This is a genomic window from Paenibacillus sp. XY044 (assembly GCF_002257645.1).
Taxonomy (GTDB): Bacteria; Bacillota; Bacilli; order Paenibacillales; family Paenibacillaceae; genus Paenibacillus_AQ.
Window position 1 is genome coordinate 540659 of the sequence record NZ_NQMO01000002.1, and the last position, 26547, is coordinate 567205.

Annotated in this window: 19 protein-coding genes and 1 riboswitch; of the genes, 14 read left to right on the forward strand and 5 right to left on the reverse strand. The window is 52.9% G+C overall.

Annotated elements, in window-relative coordinates; all coding sequences use genetic code 11:
* Positions 1 to 121: 121 nt before the first annotated feature.
* A complete protein-coding gene (locus CJP46_RS10910) occupies positions 122 to 1558 on the reverse strand; it encodes a SpoVR family protein (RefSeq protein ID WP_094595619.1) in 1437 nt (478 codons plus the stop codon).
* Positions 1559 to 1825: 267 nt separating this feature from the next.
* On the opposite strand from CJP46_RS10910, the gene CJP46_RS10915 reads away from it, so the two are divergent.
* The 8 genes from CJP46_RS10915 (at position 1826) to CJP46_RS10950 (ending at position 13218) form a co-directional block, all read left to right on the forward strand.
* A complete protein-coding gene (locus CJP46_RS10915) occupies positions 1826 to 3613 on the forward strand; it encodes a sensor histidine kinase (RefSeq protein ID WP_094595620.1) in 1788 nt (595 codons plus the stop codon).
* Positions 3606 to 5150: a response regulator transcription factor gene (locus tag CJP46_RS10920; RefSeq protein WP_094595621.1), complete on the forward strand. Its 1545-nt coding sequence runs from the start codon at positions 3606 to 3608 to the stop codon at positions 5148 to 5150. The genes CJP46_RS10915 and CJP46_RS10920 overlap by 8 nt, the downstream gene beginning before the upstream one ends.
* Before the next feature lie 243 nt (positions 5151 to 5393).
* Entirely contained in the window at positions 5394 to 6380 is a 987-nt protein-coding gene (locus CJP46_RS10925; protein WP_094595622.1) for an ABC transporter permease, read from the forward strand.
* A gap of 16 nt (positions 6381 to 6396) precedes the next feature.
* Entirely contained in the window at positions 6397 to 7296 is a 900-nt protein-coding gene (locus CJP46_RS10930; RefSeq protein WP_094595623.1) for a carbohydrate ABC transporter permease, read from the forward strand.
* Between the two features lie 109 nt (positions 7297 to 7405).
* Positions 7406 to 9103, forward strand: coding sequence for an ABC transporter substrate-binding protein (locus CJP46_RS10935; protein WP_094595624.1), 1698 nt, complete (start codon positions 7406 to 7408; stop codon positions 9101 to 9103).
* 494 nt (positions 9104 to 9597) lie between these two features.
* The gene (locus CJP46_RS10940) at positions 9598 to 11325 is read left to right on the forward strand and encodes an ABC transporter substrate-binding protein (protein WP_094595625.1); all 1728 of its coding nucleotides are present in this window, start codon (positions 9598 to 9600) and stop codon (positions 11323 to 11325) included.
* A gap of 209 nt (positions 11326 to 11534) precedes the next feature.
* Entirely contained in the window at positions 11535 to 12257 is a 723-nt protein-coding gene (gene pnuC / locus CJP46_RS10945) for a nicotinamide riboside transporter PnuC (protein WP_094595626.1), read from the forward strand.
* On the forward strand, positions 12211 to 13218 hold the full coding sequence (locus tag CJP46_RS10950; RefSeq protein ID WP_094595627.1) for an AAA family ATPase: 1008 nt from the start codon (positions 12211 to 12213) through the stop codon (positions 13216 to 13218). Before pnuC ends, CJP46_RS10950 begins: the two co-directional genes overlap by 47 nt.
* A 238-nt stretch (positions 13219 to 13456) precedes the next feature.
* On the opposite strand, the gene yhbH is transcribed toward CJP46_RS10950, so the two are convergent.
* The gene (yhbH, locus tag CJP46_RS10955; protein WP_094595628.1) at positions 13457 to 14614 is read right to left on the reverse strand and encodes a sporulation protein YhbH; all 1158 of its coding nucleotides are present in this window, start codon (positions 14612 to 14614) and stop codon (positions 13457 to 13459) included.
* 239 nt (positions 14615 to 14853) lie between these two features.
* Positions 14854 to 14963: riboswitch (TPP riboswitch) on the forward strand.
* 145 nt (positions 14964 to 15108) lie between these two features.
* Here yhbH and thiE point away from each other — a divergent pair.
* From thiE to CJP46_RS10985, 6 genes are all read left to right on the forward strand, one after another.
* Positions 15109 to 15756: a thiamine phosphate synthase gene (gene thiE, locus CJP46_RS10960; RefSeq protein WP_094595629.1), complete on the forward strand. Its 648-nt coding sequence runs from the start codon at positions 15109 to 15111 to the stop codon at positions 15754 to 15756.
* Positions 15740 to 15937 carry a sulfur carrier protein ThiS gene (gene thiS / locus CJP46_RS10965; RefSeq protein WP_094595630.1) on the forward strand — a complete coding sequence of 66 codons (198 nt, stop codon included), beginning with the start codon at positions 15740 to 15742 and terminating at the stop codon, positions 15935 to 15937. Before thiE ends, thiS begins: the two co-directional genes overlap by 17 nt.
* 8 nt (positions 15938 to 15945) lie before the next feature.
* Complete coding sequence (locus tag CJP46_RS10970) at positions 15946 to 16725, forward strand: thiazole synthase (protein WP_094595631.1); 780 nt, start codon at positions 15946 to 15948, stop codon at positions 16723 to 16725.
* A gap of 25 nt (positions 16726 to 16750) precedes the next feature.
* The gene (gene thiO, locus CJP46_RS10975; RefSeq protein ID WP_094595632.1) at positions 16751 to 17890 is read left to right on the forward strand and encodes a glycine oxidase ThiO; all 1140 of its coding nucleotides are present in this window, start codon (positions 16751 to 16753) and stop codon (positions 17888 to 17890) included.
* A gap of 540 nt (positions 17891 to 18430) precedes the next feature.
* A complete protein-coding gene (locus CJP46_RS10980; protein WP_179281126.1) occupies positions 18431 to 19654 on the forward strand; it encodes an S-layer homology domain-containing protein in 1224 nt (407 codons plus the stop codon).
* Positions 19655 to 20184: 530 nt separating this feature from the next.
* Positions 20185 to 23067 carry a DUF5704 domain-containing protein gene (locus CJP46_RS10985; RefSeq protein ID WP_256992332.1) on the forward strand — a complete coding sequence of 961 codons (2883 nt, stop codon included), beginning with the start codon at positions 20185 to 20187 and terminating at the stop codon, positions 23065 to 23067.
* Positions 23068 to 23314: 247 nt separating this feature from the next.
* On the opposite strand, the gene CJP46_RS10990 is transcribed toward CJP46_RS10985, so the two are convergent.
* The 3 genes from CJP46_RS10990 to CJP46_RS11000 all read right to left on the reverse strand — a co-directional run bounded on the left by CJP46_RS10990 (position 23315) and on the right by CJP46_RS11000 (position 26528).
* The gene (locus CJP46_RS10990; protein ID WP_373557988.1) at positions 23315 to 24160 is read right to left on the reverse strand and encodes a carbohydrate ABC transporter permease; all 846 of its coding nucleotides are present in this window, start codon (positions 24158 to 24160) and stop codon (positions 23315 to 23317) included.
* Between the two features lie 54 nt (positions 24161 to 24214).
* On the reverse strand, positions 24215 to 25096 hold the full coding sequence (locus tag CJP46_RS10995) for a carbohydrate ABC transporter permease (protein ID WP_094595636.1): 882 nt from the start codon (positions 25094 to 25096) through the stop codon (positions 24215 to 24217).
* Between the two features lie 94 nt (positions 25097 to 25190).
* Complete coding sequence (locus CJP46_RS11000; protein ID WP_094595637.1) at positions 25191 to 26528, reverse strand: extracellular solute-binding protein; 1338 nt, start codon at positions 26526 to 26528, stop codon at positions 25191 to 25193.
* Between the last annotated feature and the right edge of the window lie 19 nt (positions 26529 to 26547).

The window sequence follows — 26547 nt, forward strand, 5'->3', positions numbered from 1 at the left end:
TTACCGATCGGGAAATCTGGGGGCAACAGCGATCGGAAGAACGATCCGGCATCGGAGCGGACTCCGAGGCTCAACGTTTGCATTTACAAGATCTGCCTCTATGAGCGGCTTAAATGTTCCCTCACACGAACCGCCGATGCAGCTTCTTACCGTCGTAGGAGAACATCACCTTTTTGTCCTCGACGATGGTCTCCAGATGCGCGGTGCGGCCCCACAGCTGGTACACGTATGGCAGCGTGCGCTCCATGTACTTCAGGTCAAGCTCGATGCCTTCATACATGTGCTTGATCACCATCTCCCCGGTCCGCAGGTAATCGCCGTCCTCGACGACGAGGTAAGGGCTGCCGCCGTTTACTCTGGCGAAGACGAGCTGGTCGCGGATGCTCTCCCAGCTTTTGTCGGTGATTTTCCACTCAGGGCCCTTTTTCTCGAAGACATACAGGTCCAGATCCTCGGTCAGCTGCTTCGTCATGTAGTTACGGATAAAGGAAATGTCGGAGTCGAATTCGCGTACCTCAAACATTTTCTCACGGCCCTGGCCGGGCTTGCGGCCGCTGAATTCGATTTCCTCCTTGGTCGGATGGTCCCAGCGGCGCTCGATGTCCTCGAAAATTTTCAGCCCCAAATAGTATGGATTCAGGCTGTGCCGGGACGGCTGCACGACGGAAGAGTTGAGCTTGGCGAATTCGATCGTCTCGTCGCTCGTCAGGTCCAGCTCGCGGATGATCCGCTGATGCCAGTAGGAAGCCCAGCCCTCGTTCATGATTTTGGTCTCCATCTGCGGCCAGAAATAGAGCATCTCGTCGCGGAGCATGGTCATGATGTCGCGCTGCCAGTCCTCGAGCACTTCGGAAAATTCCTGGATGAACCAGACGATGTCCTTTTCAGGCTCGGGTGGGAATTTGCGGCTCAGCGAAGCTTCCTGGGGCTCCGTCTCCGGCTTGTGATCGAGACTCCACAAGTCGTCGTACTCGCCGGGCTGGGTCTGGACTTTGCCGGACTCTTTCTGCGCTTTCAGCTTCATTTCCATGTAGCGCTGCTTATCCAGGTGCTGCGGCTTGATCAGCTGCGGATCGACATGCTCCTGGATGGCCAGCACGGCATCGATGAAGCGCTCCACGACCTCGGTGCCGTGCTCGAGCTCGTATTGGCTGATCCGCTCCGCGGTGGCCGACATGCTCTCGACCATGTTGCGGTTGGTGGCGGAGAAGCGGTAGTTATTTTTGAAAAAGTCGCAGTGCGCCAGGACGTGGGCCACGATGAGCTTGTTTTGGATCAAGGAGTTGCCGTCAAGCAAAAAGGCGTAACACGGATTGGAGTTGATGACCAGCTCGTAGATTTTGCTCAAGCCGAAATCGTATTGCATTTTCATCTTGTTGAACGTCTTCCCGAAGCTCCAGTGCGAAAAACGGGTAGGCATCCCGTAAGCACCGAAGGTGTAAATAATGTCCGCCGGACAAATTTCGTAACGCATTGGATAATAATCCAGGCCGAAGCCGTCAGCGATCTCCATAATTTCACTAATGGCATATTCCAGCTGGTTGATCTCGTCGCTCATTCGATCATTGCTCCTTCCCTTCTGCGGAAGAATAAAATATGATATCGGTACTATATTCCAATATATTCAGCAGCGCCCCAAGTATGAACTGACATCTCCGGGCGAATGAACGGTTTCTGACGCCGGATTGAGGTTTTTGGCAAATCCCAGCAGCCCGGAACTTATTGCAGTCTTCATGTCGATTTATGTTAGAATATAAGAGCATGAGTCCTTAGTTTCCTATTTACGAAAGCGTTTTATATTTTTGCGGGCGGTGACTGCGTTACCATGTGGAAGTACTTTGTGCAAGCTACCAACAACATGAGGATCCGGAATAAATTGATCTTTTCCTACCTGTTCGTCGTCATGATCCCCGTGCTGATCGTGGGGGGCATCATAACCGCCTATTTCAGACAGGATGCACTGAACAATGCCATAGAGCAGACATCCAACGATGTGGATAAAATCAAGAGCCAGCTGTCCACCATGCTGTCCGTTCCGATCTCGATTTCCAACAAGCTGTACCTGGACGATAATCTGAAGGACTTGGTCAATACGAATTACACGACCATTCTGCAAATGGTTCAGGCCTATTCGAAGTACAACGATTTTGATGAGCTTCCGCGGCTCTATAACGAGATCAGCAACGTCCGCTTCTACCATTACAACAAGACGATGATCAACAACACCCAGTTTATTAACGTTACCGCCAAAATCGAGGGCGAAGAATGGTTCCAAACGGCCATGAACAACCCGCGGATCGGCTGGTTCTTTATGGAGGGCAGCGACATCGGCAACGAGAAGAAGCTGAGCCTGGTGCGCCGGATCAAGTTCAAGGATTACCGAACCCCGGGAGTGCTGGTCATTACGCTCAACCAGAGCATGCTGAACTCGATCCTAAGCAAGGAAACGTTTAATACGCTCATCGCGGATGACAGCGGATACATCGTGGCCGCCAAAAATCCACAGAACGTCGGTAAAACGCTGAAACAGCTGGATTTGAACATCGATATGCACCAAGGACCGGAACAGACGATCAGCCGGCGCGTCAACGGGGTCTCCTCCAACATTATCGTGGACAAGCTGACCCCGCAGACGAGTTTGAACGGGCTCAGCGTCGTATCGGTCTTTTCGACCCAGGGCATTGTCCAGGACGCCAAAAAGGTCGGATGGATCGGCATGGCGCTGGTGATCGGCGTGCTGATTCTGGCGCTCACGCTGATATTCGTCGTATCCAAGCTGACGACCAACCGGCTTCTGCACTTGAGCAGACAGCTGAACAAGGTGGCCCGGGGGAACTTCGACACAATTTCCTTCCTGGACGGCAACGACGAAATCGGGCAGCTCTCCCGCCAGTTCAATTATATGGTCCGAAGCATCAACGACCTGCTGAACCAGGTGTATGAGAGCAATGAGAAGAACACTAAGCTCGAGGTTGCGCAAAAGGAAATCAAGCTCAAAATGATGGCCAGCCAGATCAATCCGCACTTTTTGTTCAACGCTCTGGAATCGATCCGGATGAAGGCGCATTTGAACGGGGAGAAAGAGATCGCCAACATCGTGCGGCTGCTGGGCAAGCTGATGCGTAAAAACCTCGAAATCGGCAGTGTCAAAAAAACGCTGAAAGAGGAAATGGAGATTGTCCGCGCGTATTTGGAAATCCAGAAGTTCCGCTATGAGGATCGCTTGAATTACGAGCTGATTGTCGAGCCGGAGACCGAACGGGTGCTGCTGCCGCCGCTGATCATTCAGCCGCTGGTGGAGAATGCCATTATCCATGGCCTGGAGTGCAAGGAAGTGGACGGAATGCTGCGCGTGCGCTGCTCCATGAAGGAAGATATGCTGCATGTCGAGGTTATCGATAATGGGGCCGGCATGTCGGAGGAGCGGAAGCAGTTTGTGCTGTCGACGCTGGATGCGGAAGAGGAGGAAGGCAACCGCATCGGCTTGCGGAACATCCATCAGCGAATTAAGCTAACCTATGGAGACGACTTCGGACTGCATATTACGAGCATCCCGGGACAGGGAACCAAGATGGAATTCATGATACCAACAGGGGGAGAAATGCATGTTTAACGTTTTGATTGTGGATGACGAACCGATGATCCGCGAAGGCCTCAAGACGATTATCGACTGGGAGAGCTTCGGGTTTACGGTGGTAGATACGGCAGCGAACGGCCGGGATGGGCTGGATAAAATTAAAGAGCTGAGGCCCGATCTGACCATCATCGATATCCGCATGCCGGGCATGACCGGCCTGGAAGTCATCGAAGAGGCCCGGGCGGCCATGATCTCGACGCATTTTCTAATCTTGAGCGGATATGCCGATTTTGATTATGCCAAGCGGGCGATCGGCTACGGCGTAAACGGATACTTACTGAAGCCGCTGGATGAGGATGAGCTCGGGGAGGAGCTGCAGCGGATCGGTGCCATGCTGACACGGGAGAAACAATCCCACCGTTCCATGGAAGAGGATCATGTTTTCCGTGAGCACCTGCTTGAATCCTATCTGCTGCAGGAAGAAGCCCTTCGGGATCCAGCGGTAGTGATGCAGTTGGGCTTGGACTGGCCGAGGTATCAGATCGTCCTGCTCGAAATCCATGGATCGGCGGACGATGCGCCCATGGCTTCCTTGCGACGGAAGCTGTCGAACCATTTTGGCGACGCGGAGCGCGTCATTGTGTTTCCAGCGGGGCCCTTCGCGGCTGTGCTATGGGACAGAGGAGTGTCCCGGGAAGACGAGGCTTCCCGCTGCTATACGGAATGGAGTGCCCTGCTGCCGGACAACAAGGGATGGTTTGCCGCTGCCGGGGGAGCCGTCGCCGATATTTCGCTCATTGGGCAATCGTATACGGAGGCCGCCGAGCTGCTGCACCATCGTTTTCTATTCCATGAAGAGCGCTTGATGCTGCCCGGGGATTTGGCTCGAATGGCCGAGGAGTACCCGGAGAAAGCGCCGCTCGATCCATCCGGAGAAATCGAATTGTCGGATATGCTGTACTACGCGCTGGACATCCGCAGCATGGAATCCATCGGCCGCTTCTTTGACGAGCTGCAGGAGCGGGTCGTCGGTGTCGGTCAGGGCGAGCAGACCGTGAAGTCGGCGGTGACCCATATATTGACGATGGCCATCAACAAGCTGTCGGGACAGAACCAGGCCTTGTATCCGCTGCTGCAGGATGCGCCGCTGTTTAATACGGAGGTTTTCCGCCAGCCGACATGGGAGCAGCTTAGAGCGGTATCGGTCGCCCATTTGAGCAGCCTGATCGAACGGATTGGCGGCGGTAGCAAAGATGCCGTGCTGAAGCAAATGATCGATTTTATTCACCGGAACTATAAGGAAAACCTGAAGCTGGAGCTGCTGGCCCAGGTGTTTAATTACAATAGCGCTTATTTGGGGAAAATGTTCAAAAATTACACGGGCGAAAACTTCAATGCTTTCCTCGACAACGTACGGATTGAGCATGCGAAAGAGCTGCTATCCCAGGGACTAAAGGTGCATCAAGTAGCGGCATGCGTCGGATATGCGAATGTAGACTATTTTCATAGCAAATTCAAGAAGTACGTGGGAGCGTCTCCGTCGTCTTTCCGGAAAAAGGAGCCGTCCGAGTAGATACTTGACTTTCATGATTTGCGGGACATGTTCGGTTGTGCGGATGACCAAAAACGTTTTCGAGGCGAATTTTCCCCTGAAAATTAGATTTTTAGGGGGATTTTTATGAAAAAGTTATGTTATTTTTCGATCATGAAAGCGTTATATCTAATTTTTATATGATTTTAGGTGAAATCCGATGGGTATTTTTATAAGCGCTTCATTTAGTAAGATGAAGGTATCAATTAGAGGAGGGGTTATTGAATGGAAGCGCTCACACCTAACACCATTCCCCGCGGCGGTCAAGATACTGCTACCAAAGCACCAAAGCCCAAACGAAAAGGCGGCTTCTGGAGTACGATGCTCCAGCAAAAATATTTATATTTAATGTCGCTCCCTTTTGTCATTTGGGTGTTCGTGTTCAGTTACCTGCCGCTTTGGGGTTGGACGATGGCCTTTCAAAACTACAAACCGGCCAGATCCTTCTCCGAGCAAAAATGGGTAGGATTTAAATATTTTCAAGAGCTGTTCCATGATGACCGGTTTTATCTGGTCCTGCGAAATACGCTGGCGATGAGCTTCATGAGTCTCATTCTGGGATTCGTGGTTCCGATCTTCTTCGCGATTCTGCTCAATGAACTGCGGGGCATGTTCTTCAAGCGGTTCGTGCAGACGGTTTCTTACCTGCCGCACTTTGTATCGTGGGTCGTCGTAGCAGGTATTGTGACGAAAATGCTTTCGATTGACGGCGGCGCGGTCAACCAAATTCTCATGGCGCTCCATCTCACGGACGAGCCTATACAGTTCATGGCGAAGGGGAGCTGGTTCTGGTACATTGTAACCGGTTCCGACGTGTGGAAGGAAACAGGCTGGAATACGATCATCTATTTGGCAGCGATTACAGGCATCGATCCGGAGCTGTACGAAGCATCCCGCGTTGACGGCGCGAGCCGCTGGAGACAGATGTGGCACATTACGCTGCCGGGCATCCGCTCGACGATCTCGGTACTCCTGATTATGTCGATTGGCCACTTGATCAGCATCGGATTCGAGAAACAGTTCCTGCTGGGCAACAACCTGGTGACGGATTACTCGGAAGTTCTCGATCTGTACGCACTGAATTACGGTCTGAATATGGGCAGGTTCTCATACGGTACCGCCATCGGCATATTCAACTCCGTAGTCAGCATCATCCTGTTGTTTGCGGCTAACGGCATTTTCAAAAAGGTTACGAAAGAAAGCATTATGTAGGAGGCGAGAAGTCGAGATGCCAAACAAAGCGTTTAATGCGACCAGATCCGAAAAGATCTTCGATATATGCAACACCATCTTCATGGCGATCGTGCTGATCGTTACCCTGTATCCGTTCCTGAACGTGCTCGCCATATCGCTGAACGATTCCATCGATACGGTACGCGGAGGCATTACCATCTGGCCGCGTGCGTTCACATTTGAAAACTATAAGACGATATTTGCTTATGACACCTTGCTTCAAGGCTTGAAAATTTCCATTTTGCGTACGATCGTCGGTGCTGTTCTGGGACTGCTCAGCGCATCGATGCTGGCCTATACGCTCAGCCGGCCTGATTTCCAGGCCCGGAAATTCGTATCGACGTTCCTGGCGATGACGATGTACTTCTCCGGCGGCCTGATCCCGGGATACATCCTGATGCGCGACCTGAACCTGATCGGCACGTTCTGGGTATATGTTCTGCCGGGTCTCGTCAGTGCATTCAACGTGTTTATCGTCCGTTCCTTTATCGACGGCTTGCCTTATGCCCTTCAGGAATCGGCCAAGCTGGACGGAGCCAACGATTTCACGGTATACTGGCGCATTATCCTGCCGCTTTGTAAACCGGTTCTTGCGACGATCGCGCTGTTCCTCGCCGTAGGTCAGTGGAACTCCTGGTTCGATACGTACCTGTACAACGGCAGCAACAGCACCTGGACCACCCTGCAGTACGAGCTGATGAAGGTGCTGCAAAGCACGCAGCAGGGCGGCGGAGCGATCAACGCCAACGACATGGCCAAACAAATGGCCCAGATTTCGCCAGAATCGATCAAGATGGCCATTACCATCGTCGTGACCGTACCGATCCTGATCGTTTATCCGTTCCTGCAGAAGTATTTTGTCAGCGGGATGACGCTGGGCGCAGTCAAATCGTAAGAAGCAGCTTTTTCAATAATCGAATTCTCATATAGAGGTATCAGCAGGCCAGCCTGTTATACAAAATAGATAAAGAAAAAGATTAGACACCATGGGGAGGGTTTACGCAATGCCTAAGAAAGCGTTCAAGGTAACCGCGATTTCTCTGATTATCGCATCGATGCTAGCGGTTGCGGGCTGCGGCGGAGGCAAGGAGGATACCGCGGCCAAAGATACAGGCGATACGACTTCGCCAATCACCTTTAGTTTTTTCGGTGCGGATGCGAGTCCGAACTGGAACAAAATGCAGGATGAAGTCGGCAAGGAAATTACAGCGAAGACAGGGGTTACAATCAATGCCGAGTATGCCGTATCCGGCGGCGGGCAGGATAAAATTTCCCTGATGGCTGCCAGCGGCGACTATCCGGACCTGATCTTTGCGAAAGGCGATGTCAACAAGCTGGTGGATGCCGGCGCGATGCTCGACCTGACCGATCTGATCGACAAGTACGCGCCAAACCTGAAGAAGGTATATGGCGACTACATGGACCGTCTGAAGTACAGCAATGATGACCAAGCCATCTATGTGCTGCCGACCAATGCGGCGGTGAACCAGCAGTATTTTGACGCCGGCGGCGGCTTTGAAATCCAGAATGCCGTGCTGAAAGAGCTGGGATATCCGGAAGTAAAAACCCTCAAAGATTTTGAAAATGTGCTGAAGGCTTATAAAGAGAAGCATCCGACGATTGACGGCCAGCCAACCATTCCGTTAACGCTGGATGCGGACGACTGGAGAATCATGATCACCGTAACGAACCCGGCGTTCCTCGCAACGGGAGCACCGGACGACGGCGAGTATTTCATCAATCCGCAAACCTATGAGGCTCAGCTGCACTACAAACGTCCGGAGGAAAAAGAGTACTTCCGCTGGCTGAACCATATGTACAACGAAGGCCTGCTGGATAAGGAAACGTTTGTGCAGAAGAGCGACCAGTACAAGTCCAAAATTTCGAGCGGACGCGTGCTTGGCCTGATCGACCAGGAATGGGGTTATTCCGACGCTGAGAACGCGCTGAAATCTGCTGGCAAGGATGAAAGAACTTACGCTCACTTGCCGGTAACCTTGTCCGAAGAATATAAGGATCACTCCTTCCAGGACACAGGCTTTACATCCGGATGGGGCATCGGCATCACGAACAACTGTAAGGATCCGGTTCGGGCGATTAAATTCCTGGATTGGCTCGCTTCCGACGAAGGGCAAGTATTGATCAACTGGGGCATTGAAGGCAAGCACTACAATGTTGTGGATGGCAAGCGCGTCATTCCTCAAGAAATTCAGGATAAGAAAATCAAAGACGCTTCCAACTTTACGAAAACATCGGGCATCGGCCTGTACACGACCTTCTCCGCTCACTATGGTGACGGCGTGAAAGATCCATCCGGCAGCTACTATACAACAAACTTCCCGGATCAAATCGTAGCCAGCTACACGCAAGCCGAGAAAGAAACGCTGAAAGCTTACGGCGCTACGACCTGGAAGGACCTGTTCCCTTCCGAGAAGGATTTCCCGGTTAAGCCATGGGGAGCAGCGTATAACATTTCGGTTGAAGAGGGTTCTGATTATACCGTAATGTACCAGAAAACGCAGGACATTATCCGCAAGCGCATTCCGGAAGCCATTCTGACCACGCCGGAGAAATTCGACGCAGTCTATGACAACATGATCAAGGAACTGAACGCGGCCGGTGCGGAAAAAATGGAACAGCAGTACACCGAGTTGGTCAAAGACCGTGTCGAGCTGTGGGGCGGAACGACCGAAGCGAAGTAATCCGAAATTTTAAAAAATGGCATAAAGTTCATCCAATAGGGCCTGCTCATAGCAGTAGGTCCTATTTCTGATGGATTTTTATGACTTTTGTTGTCTTTATACCTATATAATATAATAAGGGAAAATAGACTGTTATATCAGTATTTTTGCGTTAATTATTGATCGAATTGTACTCGAAAATTAATTTTTATAATATGTATAAAAATGACTTGACAGTCGATTTTAAATCTTTTATGATTCAAATATGAAAGCACTTTCATTACACATTTTCCCTACAAGCTGTTTTCGAAAACGTTTTAACAAAGAGGTGGAGTCGAAGAAGAAACCAGAGATGCTGAAGTGAGGAAGTTAAGTTATCCGAGTTTTGCAAACGTATACATCTAGGTTTCGGCACAACATTTGGCGGTGTCGGCGCGGTTAGGCGCTGATGCAATGCCGGCTCTTGAATGCAGCACGAAGTTATTCCATTAGTAATGAAGGGGGATATGATTCACATGAAGGGAAACACAAAGAAGAAGTTTGGAATGCTGCTCCTCGCCAGTATGCTGCTCGTTTCCGCAGGCTGCAGCAGCTCAGGGGGCGACAGTAAGTCCGCCGATTCCGGAAGCTCGTCTTCCAATGCGGCGCAGGATGCGAAAGCTGACGATACGAGCCCGATCACGTTCTCGTTCTTTGGCGCTGACGCCAGCCCGAACTGGAACAAGATGCAGGATGAAGTCGGTAAAGAAATCACGAAGAAAACTGGCGTAACCATCAACGCGGAATATGCCGTATCCGGCGCAGGAACAGATAAAATTTCTTTAATGGCCGCGAGCGGCGACTATCCTGATTTGATTTTCGCCAAAGGCGACGTCGACAAACTGGTCGAAGCCGGCGCGATGATCGACCTGACCGACCTGATCGACAAGTACGCACCGAACCTCAAGAAGGTATATGGCAAGTACATGAACCGTCTGCCGTACAGCAATGAAGACAAATCCATCTATGTGCTTCCGACGAACGGAGCGGTGGATCAACAGTACTTTGACGCCGGCGGCGGATTTGAAATCCAGAATGCCGTGCTGAAAGAGCTTGGCTATCCGGAAGTGAAAACCGTTAAGGATTTTGAAAACGTTCTCCAGCAGTATAAAGACAAACATCCAACGATCGACGGCAAGCCGACGATTCCACTGACGCTGGACGCGGATGACTGGAGAATCATGATCACCGTAACGAACCCGGCCTTCCTAACGACAGGCGCTCCGGATGATGGCGAGTACTTCATTAACCCAGAAACCAACGAAGCTCAGCTGCACTACAAGCGTCCGGAAGAGAAAGAATACTTCCGCTGGCTGAACCATATGTACAATGTGGGTCTGCTGGATAAGGATACGTTCGTGCAAAAGAGCGACCAATATAAATCCAAGATCGCCAGCGGCCGCGTTCTGGGTCTGATCGACCAAGAGTGGGGATACTCCGATGCCGAGAATGCGCTTAAAACCGCAGGCAAAGCGGACCGCACTTACGCTCACTTCCCTGTAACGCTGAGTGATGAATACAAAGACCATTCCTTCCAGGATACAGGATTTGTAGCCGGCTGGGGCGTAGGCATTACAACGGCTTGTAAAGATCCGGTTCGTCTGATCAAATTCCTTGATTACCTTGCTTCGGACGAAGGCCAAGTATTGCTCAACTGGGGTATCGAAGGCAAGCACTACAATATGGTTGACGGCAAGCGCGTCATACCTGATGATGTACAGGACAAGAAAGTCAACGATAACACCAACTTTACGAAAACGTCCGGCATCGGACTGTACACGACCTTCTCCGCTCATTACGGCGACGGCGTGAAAGATCCATCCGGCAACTACTACACGACGAACTTCCCGGATCAAATCGTTGCTTCCTATACGCAGCCGGAGAAAGACACCCTGAAAGCGTACGGCGCAACGACCTGGAAAGACCTGTTCCCGTCTGAAAAAGATTTCCCTGTCAAGCCTTGGGGCGCAGCCTACAACATGGCGACTCCTCAGGACGGCAATTACAACGTCATCTACCAAAAAACGCAGGATATTATCCGCAAACGGATTCCGGAAGCCATCCTGGCGAAACCGGAACAGTTCGACAGCATTTATGACAACATGCTGAAAGAGCTGGATGCTGCAGGTGCTAAGGATATCGAAGAACAATATACGGAACTGATCAAGGAAAGAGTCGAGCTGTGGGGCGGAAGCGGTCAATAAGCTCAGTCTGATCAGAGGAACAAGGGTCCCGGGATTTATGCCGGGGCCCTTTTTTTTGTTTTTTCAAAAAAACCATTGCTTACAGGGAACCATCCTGTTAATATTTAAACAACGAATTGATAATATCAATTTGATATTATTAAAAAACATTACCGTCATCAGTCACGGTGATTTGTGATGAAGTAATGGAGCAGCTGGGGGGATGGGCAATGGGAAAGTGGTTTAAAGGCTGGAGCGCATACGAGATGGTATGGCTCGGATTATTTTGCGGCATTGCGGTCGTACTGACGTTGATCATGAGGGACAGCCTGTTCGGTTTTACCGTGTTTTTGACCGGCGTGCTCTGCGTGGTGCTGGCGGCGAAGGGCAACCTGATGAGTTATGTGTTCGGCATGTACAACACGTTCGGGTATGCTTACCTGGCTTATACGAACGGAATTTATGGGGAGATGCTGCTGAATCTGCTGTTCTTTGTTCCGATGAACGTGGTCGGTTTCATCTTATGGCGGAGGCATCAGGATGGCGGCAAACTAGAGATGCGACGTATGCATCTCCGGGGTGTTCTGCTGACCGGAGCCGCCTGCGTGCTCGGCAGCGTGATCATCGGTTTTTTCCTGTCGCTTATACCGACCCAGAACTCGCCGTATATCGATGCGATCACCAATGTGTTATCGATCGTCGCAACCTTCCTGATGGTATGGCGTTATAAAGAACAGTGGCTGGTGTATATCGTGCTGAATGCTTTTACCGTGCTGCTGTGGGTGCTGCGCACCTTGGACGGCAGCCATGACGGACTGCTCATGATCGTCATGTGGAGCGCGTACCTCATCAATGCGGCGTATGGCTATTACACCTGGAACAAAGGGGCAAAGGAGGCTTACCGAGATGAAAAAACGGGGACTGACCTTGGGGAAATTCGCCCCTTTTCATAAAGGGCATCAATACATGGTGGAGACGGCACTGAAAGAAGTGGATGAACTGATCGTGGTCATTTACGACACGACGGTCACGACCATTCCGCTGCATATCCGCGCCGGCTGGATCCGGAAGCTGTATCCGGGCGTCAGGGTGATCGAAGCGTGGGATGGTCCGGACGGCTATTCGAATGACCGGGAGCATGAAATCCGGGAGGAGCAGTATATTCTGGGGCTGCTTGACGGCGAGCAGGTCACGCATTTCTATTCCAGCGAGTTTTACGGCGAGCACATGAGCAAGGCCCTCGGCGCCGTGGACCGGCGCGTCGATGAGGCGAGAAGCGTGGTGCCGATTTCGGCGACGATGATCCGGGAAGCCCCGTATAAGCACCGGCCATTTGTAAGCGACCTCGTATACCGTGATCTCATTACGAAGGTCGTCTTCGTAGGGGCGATGTCGACCGGCAAATCGACGCTGACGGAGGCGCTGGCCAGCAAATACAACACGACGTATGCCAGCGAATACGGACGGGATTATTGGACGGAGCATCAGGTGGACCGGCGGATCGGCCTTGATGCCTTTGACGAGATCGCGATGGGGCATATCGAGCGTGAGGAGAAGGCGCTCCTGGAAGCGAACCGGTATCTATTCGTGGACACGAACGCCATTACGACGTATATGTATGCCCTGGATTATCACGGCCGGGCCCCGGAGCAGCTGACCCGGCTGGCGCTGGAGAACGCCGGCAGATACGACCTCTTTTTCCTGTGCGAAGACGATATTCCATACGACGATACGTGGGACCGCAGCGGGGACCAGAAGCGGCAAGTGTTCCACAAGCAGATTATCGCCGATTTGAAGGAGCGCAGAATCCCTTACATCCCGTTGCGGGGATCGCTGGAGGAGCGGATCAAGCGCGTGGAAGAAGTACTTAAGGCGTTTGTGCCGTACAGTAATTATTTTGGAAGCCTTGCTTGAACCAGGGAAGGCGGATACGGATGAGGGATCTAAAGCTCATCGATAGCGATCAGGAGGAGATGTCATGCATACCTTGGAAGAACTCCGGAATGCATTCCGGAAAGGGGGGCAGGACCAGGAGGGATAAGATTTGGCGGTCATCAGGAGGCCACGCAAAGAAAGTCGTTGCCGGTTACTTGGCGTAAGCGGACAACGACTTTTTAGATACCGCAAAATGCTGCGTTTGAAGAGACGGCCCTTAGGTCAGCGCGCCTTCCTGCTTTTTGAAGAACGTCCGCAGCGCCTGGTAGACTTCGCCCTTTTCCTTGATCACGTAATACATGAACTGGTCGAGTTTGATATTCCGGTACGCGGACATCAGCGTGCTGCTCCGGTTGTACTGGTTGACCTCCCCGTAGCCGAACATGTTGCTGACTTTGAGCAGCTCGCCGATCAGTCGCACGCAGCGTTCGTTATCGGATGTCAAATTGTCGCCGTCCGAGAAATGAAACGGATAAATGTTGTACTTGGCGGGCGGGTAGCGCCGGTCGATGATTTCCAGCGCCTTCTGGTAGGCGGACGAGCAGATCGTTCCCCCGCTCTCGCCCCGGGTAAAGAAATCCTCTTCGGTGACTTCCTTGGCTTCCGTATGATGGGCCACAAAGACGATGTCGACCTTTTCGTACTGGCGGCGCAGGAAACGGGTCATCCAGAAGAAAAAGCTGCGCGCGCAGTATTTTTCAAACGTGCCCATGGACCCGGAGGTATCCATCATTGCAATGATGACTGCGCTGGAGTGGGGAACGACGATATCCTCCCACGTTTTGTAGCGCAGATCGTCGGGGCTGATATGGTGAATTCCCGGCTTGCCGCTGGTGGCGTTCCGCCGAAGATTTTCCAGAATCGTCCGCTTCTTGTCGATATTGGACTGCATGCCCTTTTTGCGGATGTCGTTGAACGTGATCGATTCGGTTTCGACATCCTGCTGTTCTTTCGGTTTCATATTCGGCAGCTCCAGCTGGTCGAACAGCATGTTCTCCAAGTCCTCGATGCTGATCTCGGCTTCCATAATGTCCTGGCCGGGCTGGTCGCCGGCTTTTTCGCCTTGACCCGGCTTTTGCACCGGATCCCTGCCCAGCACGTCTCCCACCTGACTGTCGCCGTCTCCCTGACCGACATGCTTTTGCTTCTGGTAGTTATAAATGAAACGGTATTCATCGAGGCTCCGGATGGGCACCTTGATGATTTGCTTACCGTCCGACATCACGATGTTTTCTTCGGTGATCAGGTCGGGCAGGTTCTGCTTGATGATTTCCTTAACCTTCTCCTGATGGCGGACCTGATCCTGGTACCCTTTTCGGTGCAGTGACCAGTCCTCCTTGGACACCACAAACAGCGAATGATCGTCTGATGGCATGTTCAGGCACCTCCCATGTTCGCATACTCAGCACAAACTTTGGCTTGTTAAACATTTATATTCACGGGCGGGGATGATATGTGATGACGCGAGAGATAAAATAAGAAGTTTGCCGCATCCCAAAATATGAAATTTTGCGAGAATCGTTTGTATGGATGAGATAGGCGTTCCGATACCCGGTGACGCTTCCTGGCCTATTGCCAAATGTCGGCCGTTTGGGCTATAGTGGTTGTGAAATTAAATAGGAATGCGGGTGCTGGATGAAGTCCGGCTGAGATGGCAGCCTTATGCTGCGGACCGTTAATCTGATCCAGGTAATGCTGGCGTAGAGAATATCATTCGAATTGCAATGCCATTCGTGTATTTTCTCGAATGGTTTTTTTGTGTTGAGCGGGTAAGAGGACGTTTTCGCGGACTGAAGGCTTACCCTTCGCGATGATAGAGGCCGGCATGAAATGGAGGGAAAAGCAAAGGAAAAGAGAGGAGCAGCAGTCATGGTCGATTTTCGTTTGTATGCGATCACCGGCGAGACGTTCCATCCGGGACGCCGGCTGGTGGACGTGATGGAGCAAGCCATTCGGGGAGGCGCGGATATCGTTCAGTTCCGCGACAAAACGAGCGGCAGGGAGGAGCTTCTGCACAAGGCGGCGGAGCTGCGGGTGCTGACCCGCCGCTACGGCGTTCCGCTCATCGTGAACGATCATGTCGATATCGCGATGGAGGTGGACGCGGACGGGATTCATCTCGGACAGGGCGATATGCCGATCGCCGAGGCCAGAAGGCTTGTCGGCTCCAAGATCGTCGGCATATCCACCCATGCGATTTCGGAAGCGAAGCGAGCCGAAGAGGATGGGGCGGATTATATCGGCGTCGGGCCCATCTATGCGACGGCTACGAAGGCGGATGTGGTGGATCCGGTCGGTCTTTCGTACATTCGGGAAGTCGCCGGGATCATCCGGATTCCGTTTGTGGCGATCGGCGGCATCAAGCTGGGCAATGTGGATGAAGTGATCCAGGCCGGTGCAAGCCGCGTATGCGCGGTCAGCGAAATCGTAGGCAGCCCTGACCCGGAAGCGGTGTGCCGGGCGTTCATTCACAAGCTGGAGCGCAAAGGAGGAGCGGTGGATGGAGCTGGTCATTAACGGAGCACCAAGGGAGCTCGCGGCCGAGACGGTAGCCGATGTGCTTCGTCTTCTGGGGCTTTCCGGCAGGCCGGTCATGGTGGAAGCGGACGGACGGGTGCTGAGGATCGAGCAGTGGGAGACGACGCCGGTCGTGCCCGGGATGAAGCTGGAACTGGTCCATTTTGTAGCGGGAGGTTGAAGAAAAGAATGAGCAGAGATACTTGGCAAGTTGGAGGACAGGAATTGTCATCGCGGTTGTTTCTGGGTACCGGGCTGTTTCCCGATCCCTATGTGCAGATGGAGGCGATCAAGGCTTCGGGATCCGAGGTGCTGACGTTCGCCATCCGCCGCATCCATCTAGATTCGGTGGAAGATGACTCGATTCTGCAGCATGTGGAGCCCCAGAAGTACATTTATCTTCCCAACACGTCGGGGGCGAAAACAGCCGATGAGGCGGTCCGGATTGCGCGGCTGGCCCGGGCGTCGGGACTCAGCGACTGGATCAAGGTAGAGATCAGCGCCAATAAGCGCACGCTCCTGCCCGACCCCATTGAAACGTTAAAAGCAACGGAAATATTGGTCAAGGAAGGCTTTACGGTGCTGCCGTATATTTCCGATGACCCGGTGATCTGCAAAAAGCTGGAGGAGGCCGGGGCAGCCGCGGTCATGCCCGGCGCGGCGCCCATCGGCACCGGCCTCGGCATTCTGAATCCGTACCACCTCGGCTTAATTGTGGAGGAGCTGTCTGTTCCTGTTATTGTGGATGCGGGGCTGGGGACGGCCAGTGACGTGGCGTTGGCGATGGAGCTTGGGGTCTCCGGCGTTCTGATGAATACCCCGGTCGCCAAAGCCAAAGATCCCGTGATGATGGCCCGGTCGATGAGGCTTGCGGTTGAGGCGGGGCGTTTGGCTTACCTGTCCGGGCGGATTCCGAAGAAAAAGTATGCCTCGGCCAGCAGCGGCCTGGAGTCGCTCGTGATCGAATAAAAAAAGATTACAGGGGGCTGTAACAATGAACGGAGACATCATCGTCATGGGCGGCGGCATCATCGGATTATCCTGCGCGCTGGAGCTGCGCCGCCGGGGCCTGAACGTCACACTCCTCGAAAAGGGGCACTGCGGCGGGCAGGCTTCCGGCGCGGCGGCAGGGATGCTCGCTCCGTATTCGGAGAACGTGGAATCGCCGGACGAGTTCTTCCGGTTGTGCCGCGAGAGCTTGTCGCTGTATCCGCAGTGGCAGCAGGCGGTGAAGGACATTTCCGGCGTCCCTTTCGAATATGCGGAAACCGGCAGCTTGTACATCGCGAGGCACGAGGCGGATTTGCTGGCGCTGGAGAGCCGGCTGGAATGGCAGCGGAGATGGGGCTCCGGGGGCGAGATATTAACGGGGAGCGCGCTGTTCGATGCCGAACCGGGGCTGGCGCAAGGCGCAGTTGCCGCGCTGCGGACACCGGCGGAGAGCCATGTGTATGCCCCGGACTTAACGGAAGCGGTCAAACGGGCATGCCTGGTTTCCGGCGTGCAGATCCATGAGTATCTTGGCCGGATCGAGCTGACTGAATGCCAAAAGGGAGTCGCGCTGTTGGCCGGTAATGGAGAACGGTTCGTTGGGGATCAGCTCTTAATCAGCACAGGTGCGTGGATTCAGGAGTTGTCTGAGACCCTCGGTATCCGGATTCCCGTCTATCCGATCCGGGGTCAAATATGCGCCTACGCCTGGGGTGAGGAGCGGGAGCCGCTTCGTCATCTCGTGTTCACCAGTCAGGGGTACCTGGTCCAAAAAGCGAACGGAACGCTCGTATGCGGCGCCTCGGAGGATATCGCCGGATTCGATACGACCGTCACGGACAAAGGCATCCGGCGGCTGACGGAGTGGAACAAACAGGTGCTGCCCGCGCTTGGTGAGGTACAGCCGTTTCACCGCTGGGCGGGACTGCGCCCGGCGGTTCTCGACGGCAGGCCGTTGATCGGGCGGCTGGACGATGCCGGCCATATCTTTGCGGCCGCCGGTCACTACCGCAACGGCATCCTGCTCAGCCCGGTAACGGCCGCGCTGATTGCCGATAGCGTGGAGGGCAAGCAGCTGCCGGAATGGTTTGGAGCGTTCCGGCCGAACCGGTTTGGTGAGGTGCAGGCGGGCGCTTTTTCGTAAAACATAAGGATTGCCGCCGAAAAAGTGGATTGTAGAAAAGGCGGGAGCGCGGTTCGTGCCGTACAGTTAATAGGTCTGGCATGGAGCACTGGCAAAGCAGGAATGCATTTCTGCTTTGCCTTTTTGTATTTTGTGATGTAAGTGCCTTTCGCGAAAAGGGTATCTGATACATCCATTGTATCCATATAATAGGAGATATTCGTTTTAGTGACAATTAATGACAAATTTTGCGAAAATGCTGTAGTATACTGCAAGTAGTCCTATGACAAATAGGACAGAAGTTTCACAGGAATACATAAGGAGGTGCGGCTGCTTAGGGCCACGCGTGGGCAAGCAGTCCCGTCGGTTAAGGAAAACATACTTTTTTAGCAAGAGGGTTTAGGTTCAGAGCAACAAAGGAAGCAGCAGCTCAGACGATATCGGGAAGTATTAGGGAGCTAGATGTAACAGTTGTCAGAAAGAATCAGGAAGTTAATGAATTTAAGAGGAATTAGGAAATTGAAGAAGGTGCATATTTTAAAAGATTGGAGCGGAAGAAGCATGTTCAAAGCAATGTTGATGACCATTTTAGCCGGGGCGATGATCCTCGGAGCGGCAGGAGCGATCGAACAGCCGGTGCCTGCAGCCGCGGCTGCGGCCTTTAAGGATGTACCGGCGTCCCATTGGGCCTATCAGGCCATAAACGATGCGGTGTCCAAGGGTTACTTGAAAGGAGACGGCAGCGGCAAATTCAGACCGAGCGACCCGGTCACGCGGGCCGAATTTGCGGCGATTCTGGCCAGGGTTTCGACGAACGAAAACGCTGGCGGAGCAGCAGCTTTTTCTGATTTGGCCGGGCACTGGAGCGAGAAGGAAGTGAGCGAGGCGGCGGGGAAAGGCTTTTTCAGTCCGGCCGATTATGCAAACGGCTTTAAGCCAGGCACTCCGCTGACACGGGTGGAAATGGCGAAGTGGATGGCCTCGGGATTGGCGGCCCGTGACGGGGAGTACAAGCAGGCGCTCGAGGATACGAAGGGCACGATCGTTCCGGTGACGGAGTATTATAAGGGCGGTTTGAACAAAGCCGGCTATCCGTACGTGTCGGTCATGCTGGGCACGGGACTCATGTCCGGGTATCCGGACGACAGCTTCGGTGGCGACAAAACGACCACACGCGCGGAGGTGGCGGTGATCATCCAGCGTTACGAAACGACGCAGACGAAGGCACCAAGCGCGTTTAAGGGATTGAACGAGCTGCGGGAAGTGGGGACGACGGGGACGAATCATTTGACGGTTACATCTTATATTGATCCCCCAAACGAACATACACTGCAATCAATTTTAAATAAAAACACTAGCTTGCGTAATGGGGCTGGCAAGGTGAAAATTCATCATTATATCTTTTTAGGTGGTACAAGTTCAGATCAGCCTGGAAGTATATATGGTCAAATGTTTGCCGATAAGGAAACTTTATTTTTAGATGACTCTTATCTTGTATTTATAGATTCATCAGTTTCTCCATTAACCGACTCCTTTAAATTGGCACATTACTCGAACGGGATGACGTCCTTTCTACAAGGTGGAATTAGGGTTTATGGACAAGGCCCAACAAAGTTTGGCTATAAAACATTACCTAATGATGGATCAAAGTTCTTTGTGAAAGGCAAGGAGACAAGGTTTTGGAGCTATTCTGTAGTTCCAAGATATGTAACCCACGGGGATAGTGTCCTCAGAAATATTGTTGCTGATGATGGATCGTACGGAGGCATTATCCTACGGAAGTAGGCTAGGGAGGAAATAGAATGAGGACTCGGTTGAAGACAACACTTCTTTTGTTCCTAATTTTATTACTACTTATCGGTGGGTACCCTTCCAAACCTAACGAAGTAAGAGCAGCTAGTGATGCGAGTTATCCATCCGATAGCACTGTCACCCCTTTGGGACCAACAAATCGACAAGTCGTTACTAAAAAAGTTTCAGCAACTGCACCAGGTAATCCAGGAGTGTATTGGTATCAATTAGACGATGGCTCTTTTAGGGCTGATCGAAATGACAATGGAATAACTGATGACTCGCCAATGGCTGGTACAGATGTCGCTCCTTATCCGGCTGAAAAGGAAACTGGTGTAAAAATAAATTCACTAGATTATTCTCCTGGTAATTTTTTTGATGCAGATAATTCGAAGGTACCCAAGGCCGCAATAGAGGATATAAAAATAGTGAAAGAAGAGACAGAGTTTACCTATTTCAGAAACTTTAAGGCGGGGACAAGCCATATTCCTAACATAGAAACATTAAGCGATAATATAAGTTTGATGCTTTGGGTGAAGACGGGCGGGAGCATACCTTTCACAGAACGAAAGGAGCTTGATATTAAACATAGACCGAATGGCTATCCCAAATTTCAACTCAGGTATGATGTCACAGTAAATCTTTCATGGACCGGGATAGCCAAAGAGCTCAAGGAAATACGAGTAACACCTGGAAGTGCTTCGATGAAAAAGGGAGAGGATAAGACATTTAAGGGAGAAGTTCGTACTAAACCCTTTGAAGTTAAGGGGAACACAAACTTTGGTGATTATGTGGATGTATCATCAAGAACAGAAACCACTTGGAGTTCGGATAACAAGGCTGTTGCTACAGTAGATAATAATGGTAAAGTGCATGCTGAGGGCAAGGGAACCGCGAAAATAACAGCGGTATGGAAAAGTGGGCTTTATTATCTTATGGGCACAGCCACTGTCACCGTCGGCGATGGGGGCGGGGACGGACCGCCGCCGGTCGATCCCCCGGATCCCGGGGTAACCTGCACCGAGCCGGCGCCGGATCAATCGATGACCGGCAAATACATGGACCCGGTCGTTACGGCTAAAATCCGCGCGGATACCCGCGGCAGCGAACGTTTTGACGTGCTTCAGGGCATTCCGACCTCCGAGAGTTTATACGGTAATGTGCTCGCCCGGAATCATTTGGTTCAGGACAAATTCGTGCAAATGACCGGGACATGCACGTATACGGTCAATGTGACCAAGGAGTATACGCTGAACTGGGACCCGGGCAAGGAAGTGCCGAACGCGGACGGCAAAGGAACGCATACCGAGCCGGATCCGCAGAGCGAGACCGAAAGTAAAACCTACTCTTACCAGATTGAGCGGCGGTATGCTTTCTGGAAAATCGAGAATCTGGAGGTCTACCAAATCCGCGAAGCGATTCTTGACAATTACGCCCTGCCGGGCGGACGAATAGCCATACAGCCTAGCGGGTACAGCGCACCGTATTATGCCGCCGCCACGAACGGAAATTACGATCCGCCTGCTCCGCCCGGGGAGCTTACGGCTGCCGGGCAGACACTGAACGGGGGCAAGTCCAAACCATCGGTGCCGAATGACGAAGGCGCCTTGAAGGGAGAAGCGGAGAAAGCCGTCGGCAAAATCCAGGTGGCCAATGACTCGCTGGTCTTTAACGGGCAGACGATCATGAACAGCCAGAAGGTTGAGGAGTCGGGCCCGTCGCCGACGCAAATTCCCGAGCCGCCCCAGATCGGTGAAAATGTGCTGTATAGCCCGGGAAATATGATCGATCGCAGCAAAACCAATAAACAAGATACGCCGAGCGCGGGCAAAATCGGATATGACCTGATGCCTGGCAATATTAACGGCGGGCAGAACCAGGAATATCCGATCTACGGCATCAACACCGTGACGGTCCATACGCCGGTGGTCAACTATTCTTCGGTGTCGGACGATGCGGCGCACAACCAGAAAACAATTCCGGACGCCAGCCGGTCCGCCCTGATTCTCGAGCGTCCGTTCACGGTCCGGATTCCGACGAGCGGCCAGCATGTCAGCTACCCGGGCTACGGTAACCGGGATTACGCCAAGTATTTCCGCATCAAGCAGGTCAAGTTTCCATTTGATGTCTACGATGGAACCCGGACGGCGTTTATTCCGAAAAATACGTGGGTGGACATCCCGGTCGGCCAGCTGGACACGACCTTTTATTTACCGGTATGGGTGGACGAAGGTCCGTACCAGATCGCCTTTCGTAATATTGCCGAAAATGCCCCTGCAGACTATACGCAGCAAAATGACGCCAATACCAGCCTGGTGCATCACGCCGCATATGACGAGGTGGCGGTTGACGTCATTGGAAGGCTGTACGATTTTCACGTGACCGATATCGCCGATTACAACTGGGAGACCGTGTTCCGGTCTCAGAAGGGCAGCGCGGTCCAGACGGGCGTCACCTACTGGGTCGGTCAGAAAGGGATCGATGGCGATCTGCGGGGCAATGCAGCCCTCTTTACGCTGCCGATCCGTCCGGGAAGCAGTCCGCTGCAGGGATTCAAGAACGTGTCCATCAAGACCGGATACCACTTCAAGTTTGATTTCAAAACAAAAGGGAACATGTTCGGTTCACTGGACGGGATCCGCATCACGCCAACCTTCTATTACGTCAGAAAAGACGGGAAGGCCATCAACAGCCGCGGCGACACGCGGATTCCGGTGGATCTGTACTACAGCACAAGCTCGAAGCATTTTGTGAAAATCGGATCGTCCGAAGATCATGTGCAGCGTTACGTCATCTTGAATGACCGGCTGCGGAACGTGCCCGCACAGGAGCTGCGGGATACGGCTGGCTACAAGTTTAATCATGGCGGCACGACGGGGAGCCAGCGCCGGAACGAGTACATCGACAGCTATGTGAACAAGTACACCAAGCAGAAAACGCCGGTCGGAAGCTACAGCCTCTTCATTCTGCCCGAGCAGCTGCGGACGTTTCTCAGCCTGAAGGATCCGGTACCCGAGTCGGTGGACCGTGAACGGGCTGACGTCTCGATCCAGAAATGGTACGGCGAGTACAGCCTGCCGGCCGATCCCTATGTGGTCGAAGCGGGGACGAATGTGGCGGAATACGGGCGCACGCACGGAGGGCTGGACGAGAAGTCCCCCATTTTTCTGAAGAACGGCTATATCGTCGTGAACTTCAACCTCGAGTCCATCCAGGCGGGCGACCTGAACAAGCCGCATCTGCAGTACATTTACGGCCCGCTGATGAATCAATGGCAAATGGAAGGCTTTAACCGGAACATCCAGGACGCTTATGGGAACCGGTTTGTGCTAAGAGACGGCGATGTCGTATTTTACCAGACCGATCAGTCCAGCAGGGATGACTTCAGCAGCCAGGTACCGCATTAATGTGAAGCCATTCAGCAAGCGACCAGACCTCATGGTACGTGGACAACGCACGCTTCACTTTAAGATCCGCCAAAACCAAAAAGGAGTTAAAACGAGGAGGCTATCCCGGGAGTAGGTTCCGCTAAAACAGCCTGAATGACGGCGTTAGGGATACGGTCCCTGCGCCTCCATTTCATTAAAAGAGAGGCTGCCCTTAGGTCGGTTTGTGACCTTTTGGGGCAGCCTTTTTTTGTGTGTGCCTAACGTATCAGCCTTTGACCGACCCGGCGGCGATACCCTCCACGATCCGGTTGCTGAGCACCAGGAAGATGACGAGGATCGGCAGGATGCTGATCATCAGCGTCGCCCCGATGGCACCCCAGTCGGTCGTGTACTGTCCTACGAAGTTCTGAACGCCGACCGTCAAGGTCTTCAAGTTATCCGAGCTGATGAAGGTGTTAACGAAAATAAACTCGTTCCAGTTATAAATCATGTTGATGATCGCAGCCGTGGCAATGACGGAGAGCGTCATCGGCATCACGATCCGGAAGAACATGCGGTTCACGGAGCAGCCGTCCATAATGGCGGCCTCTTCCACTTCGCGCGGCAGCGCGTAATAGAAACCGAGCAAAATCATGATCGTAATCGGCAGGTTAAAAGCGGTGTAGGACAAAATGATGCTGAGCTGGTTGTCCGTCAGCCCCACCTTTTGAAACAGGATGAACAAGGGGATCAGGGTCGAATGCACCGGGATCATCATGCCCACCATGAACAGTCCGAGGACGAGAGAGCTGAGCTTCCAGCGCATCCGGGTAATCGCAAAGGTCACGAAGCTGGCCAGCAGAATCGTCAGCACGACGGCAATGACGGTGATCAGGACGCTGTTCATAAAGTAACGGCCGATATTTCCCTGCTGCCACACGGTTTCGTAGTTTTCCCATTTCGGATGCGCAGGCACGGCGAAGGGGGGAAGATTGAACACTTCCTGATTGTCTTTTAAAGAAAACAAAAGCAGCCACACCAGGGGCAAAATTTGCAGGATCGCTCCCGCAATCAGCACCACATAGAGCAGCCCGGAGCCGATTCTGGCACCGACAGGCCGGGAAGACCGCATCACGGGAACGGATACGGCCGGACTTGCGGTTCTCATCATAAGCACCTCCCTATATCAGGAATATTGAATCGTGTCTTTGGAGGCGGTTGCCTTACGGATCGCCCATGTCGCGACCATGCAGATGATCAGCAGGAAGAAGCCGATGGCACTGCCGTAGCCGAAATCGAATCCGCGGAACGCCTTTTGGTACATGTAGGAAGCCATCACCTCACTGGATCCGTTCGGTCCGCCGCTGGTCATGACATAGATCAGGTCAAAATATTTCAGCGAACCGACCACCGCCAGCACGATCGTCACTTTGACGACTTCGGATACGAGCGGCAGCTTGATCCGCAGGGCGATTTGCCACGGGTTCGCGCCGTCAATTCGGGCCGCTTCGATCAGCGAAGCCGGAATATTCTTCAGGGCGGCATAGTAGATCAGGATGTAAAAGCCGGCGTACTGCCACAGTATCGGAACGAACAGGGCGTACAGCACCAGCTTCGGTTCCGACAGCCAGGCAGGCGGGTCGTCAACGCCAACCGAGATCAGGAACGTGTTTAGGATGCCGCTCGTCGGATGGTAAATTTTGAGCCACAGCTGGGCGATGGCGACGGAAGAGAGCAGCATCGGGATCAGGTAGATTTTGCGTAGCAGTCCCGCACCTTTAATGCTGCCGGCCAGAATCAGGGCGATAATCATGTACACGGCCAGACTGATGGTGGATAACACCGCGAATAACAACGAATGGTACACGCTGCTCCAGAACGCTTCGTCCTTCATCAGGGTTACGTAATTTTCCAGCCCGATAAAGGTCATGCTGCTGACGCCGTCCCATTTCATCAGACCGTAATAACCAGTGAGCACGATGGGAAAATAGATGATGGCCAGGATCAGAAGCAGAGCCGGCAGCACGTAAAGTGCGATGACCCTTTTGTTCGACATCACTTTGTCCATAACTAGGAAGCCTCCTTACGATGCTAGTCGGATACGAGAAAAGGACGCCCCGTCGGAGCTCGCCGGTTCGTCCTTTAATCCCTAACCGTGACATTTACTTGCCGGTCTTCAGAACCTCTTCCTGCTTCTTGGCGAACTCCTCAGGCGTAACGGCATTGCCCAGCAGTGCCTGAATTAGGTTGTGGTGCTCCTCGGAGGCAACCGGTTTCATCTGCACGTCGAGGTACAGAATGACTTTACTCGCGTTGTTCAGCTCGTTCAGCACGTCAATGAACATTTGCGGCAGCTTCACGCTGGACGTATCGACTTTAGTGCCGGGTATGATGCCCGCTTCGGTCACGGAGAGCTCTCCCCATCGTTTCACGAAGAAGTTGACGAATTTTTTGGCGTCTTCCTTCACTTTGGAGTTTTCGGAGACGAACATGCCGACGCCTACGCCGCCGACCCAATCGTTAATGCTGCCTTTGCCGCCGTCGATGGTCGGGAATTTAAAGAAGCCGATTTTGTCCTTGAACTCCTGCGGGATGTCCGGATTGGTCGTGTAGTTCGGCACTTCCCACGTTCCCATGGCGTACATCGCGGTTTTTTCGTTCATGAATTCGGATTTGGCCTCATCGTTGGACAGGCCGTTGAAGCCTTTGACGAACGCATTGCTCTTCACCAGATCCTGGGCTTCCTTGGCGGCCTGAATCAGGCTTGGGTCGCTGAACGTGCTGCTGGCCACCGCCTGATCCTGCACGTCCGGGCCGCCAAGCCGGTCGGCCAGATACATATACCAGAAGGAGCCGGTCCAGGCGTCCTTCGACCCTAGCGCGATCGGGGTGACTTTGTTGCCGTTAAGCGTTTTGATGATATTTTTGAATTCGTCGTACGTCTTTGGAGGCTGCAGATTGTATTTGGCAAAAATCTCTTTGTTGTAGTAAACCGGCACGATGTTCAGTTCCACCGGCAGCGCATACGTTTTGCCGTCTACGGCATAAGCTTCCGTCGTTCCCGGGACGAACTTGTCCTTCAAATCGCCTTGGAGCAGGTCGTCGAGCGGAGCGAACATGCTGCCCTTGACGTAGGGCTCCAAAAATCCGGCAGCCCATGTAAAGCCGACATCCGGCAGGCTGTTGGAGGCGGAGAGGACCTTCAGCTTATTTTTGTACTGCTCGTTCTCCAGCACTTCCGTTTCGATTTTGACGTTCGGGTTGGCCTGTTCGTACTCGCCGATGATTTGCTTCACCAGCTTGTTTTGCGCGGAGTTGCTGCCGTCCGGCCACAGGTGCATCATTTTGATCGTGACTTTATCGCCGGATCCGCCGGATGCGCTTCCTCCGCCGGCGGCCGTCTTGCCGTCGTCCGAACTATTCTTGCTTCCGCCGCAGGCAGACAGCACGAGTGTTAACGCCAGCAGCAGCATGGATGCGGATAACCATTTCTTTTTCATAAATGCCCGTTTCCCCCTT

Coding starts and splice junctions, on each gene's coding strand:
- CJP46_RS10950 (WP_094595627.1), top strand. CDS start 12,211: ATGAAAAAACGGGGACTGACCTTGGGGAAATTCGCCCCTTTTCATAAA.
- CJP46_RS10995 (WP_094595636.1), bottom strand. CDS start 25,096: ATGGACAAAGTGATGTCGAACAAAAGGGTCATCGCACTTTACGTGCTG.
- CJP46_RS11000 (WP_094595637.1), bottom strand. CDS start 26,528: ATGAAAAAGAAATGGTTATCCGCATCCATGCTGCTGCTGGCGTTAACA.
- CJP46_RS10930 (WP_094595623.1), top strand. CDS start 6,397: ATGCCAAACAAAGCGTTTAATGCGACCAGATCCGAAAAGATCTTCGAT.
- CJP46_RS10990 (WP_373557988.1), bottom strand. CDS start 24,160: ATGCGGTCTTCCCGGCCTGTCGGTGCCAGAATCGGCTCCGGGCTGCTC.
- CJP46_RS10925 (WP_094595622.1), top strand. CDS start 5,394: ATGGAAGCGCTCACACCTAACACCATTCCCCGCGGCGGTCAAGATACT.
- thiS (WP_094595630.1), top strand. CDS start 15,740: ATGGAGCTGGTCATTAACGGAGCACCAAGGGAGCTCGCGGCCGAGACG.
- CJP46_RS10935 (WP_094595624.1), top strand. CDS start 7,406: ATGCCTAAGAAAGCGTTCAAGGTAACCGCGATTTCTCTGATTATCGCA.
- CJP46_RS10910 (WP_094595619.1), bottom strand. CDS start 1,558: ATGAGCGACGAGATCAACCAGCTGGAATATGCCATTAGTGAAATTATG.
- CJP46_RS10970 (WP_094595631.1), top strand. CDS start 15,946: ATGAGCAGAGATACTTGGCAAGTTGGAGGACAGGAATTGTCATCGCGG.
- pnuC (WP_094595626.1), top strand. CDS start 11,535: ATGGGAAAGTGGTTTAAAGGCTGGAGCGCATACGAGATGGTATGGCTC.
- CJP46_RS10940 (WP_094595625.1), top strand. CDS start 9,598: ATGAAGGGAAACACAAAGAAGAAGTTTGGAATGCTGCTCCTCGCCAGT.
- CJP46_RS10980 (WP_179281126.1), top strand. CDS start 18,431: ATGTTCAAAGCAATGTTGATGACCATTTTAGCCGGGGCGATGATCCTC.
- CJP46_RS10985 (WP_256992332.1), top strand. CDS start 20,185: ATGCTTTGGGTGAAGACGGGCGGGAGCATACCTTTCACAGAACGAAAG.
- thiE (WP_094595629.1), top strand. CDS start 15,109: ATGGTCGATTTTCGTTTGTATGCGATCACCGGCGAGACGTTCCATCCG.
- CJP46_RS10920 (WP_094595621.1), top strand. CDS start 3,606: ATGTTTAACGTTTTGATTGTGGATGACGAACCGATGATCCGCGAAGGC.
- thiO (WP_094595632.1), top strand. CDS start 16,751: ATGAACGGAGACATCATCGTCATGGGCGGCGGCATCATCGGATTATCC.
- CJP46_RS10915 (WP_094595620.1), top strand. CDS start 1,826: ATGTGGAAGTACTTTGTGCAAGCTACCAACAACATGAGGATCCGGAAT.
- yhbH (WP_094595628.1), bottom strand. CDS start 14,614: ATGCCATCAGACGATCATTCGCTGTTTGTGGTGTCCAAGGAGGACTGG.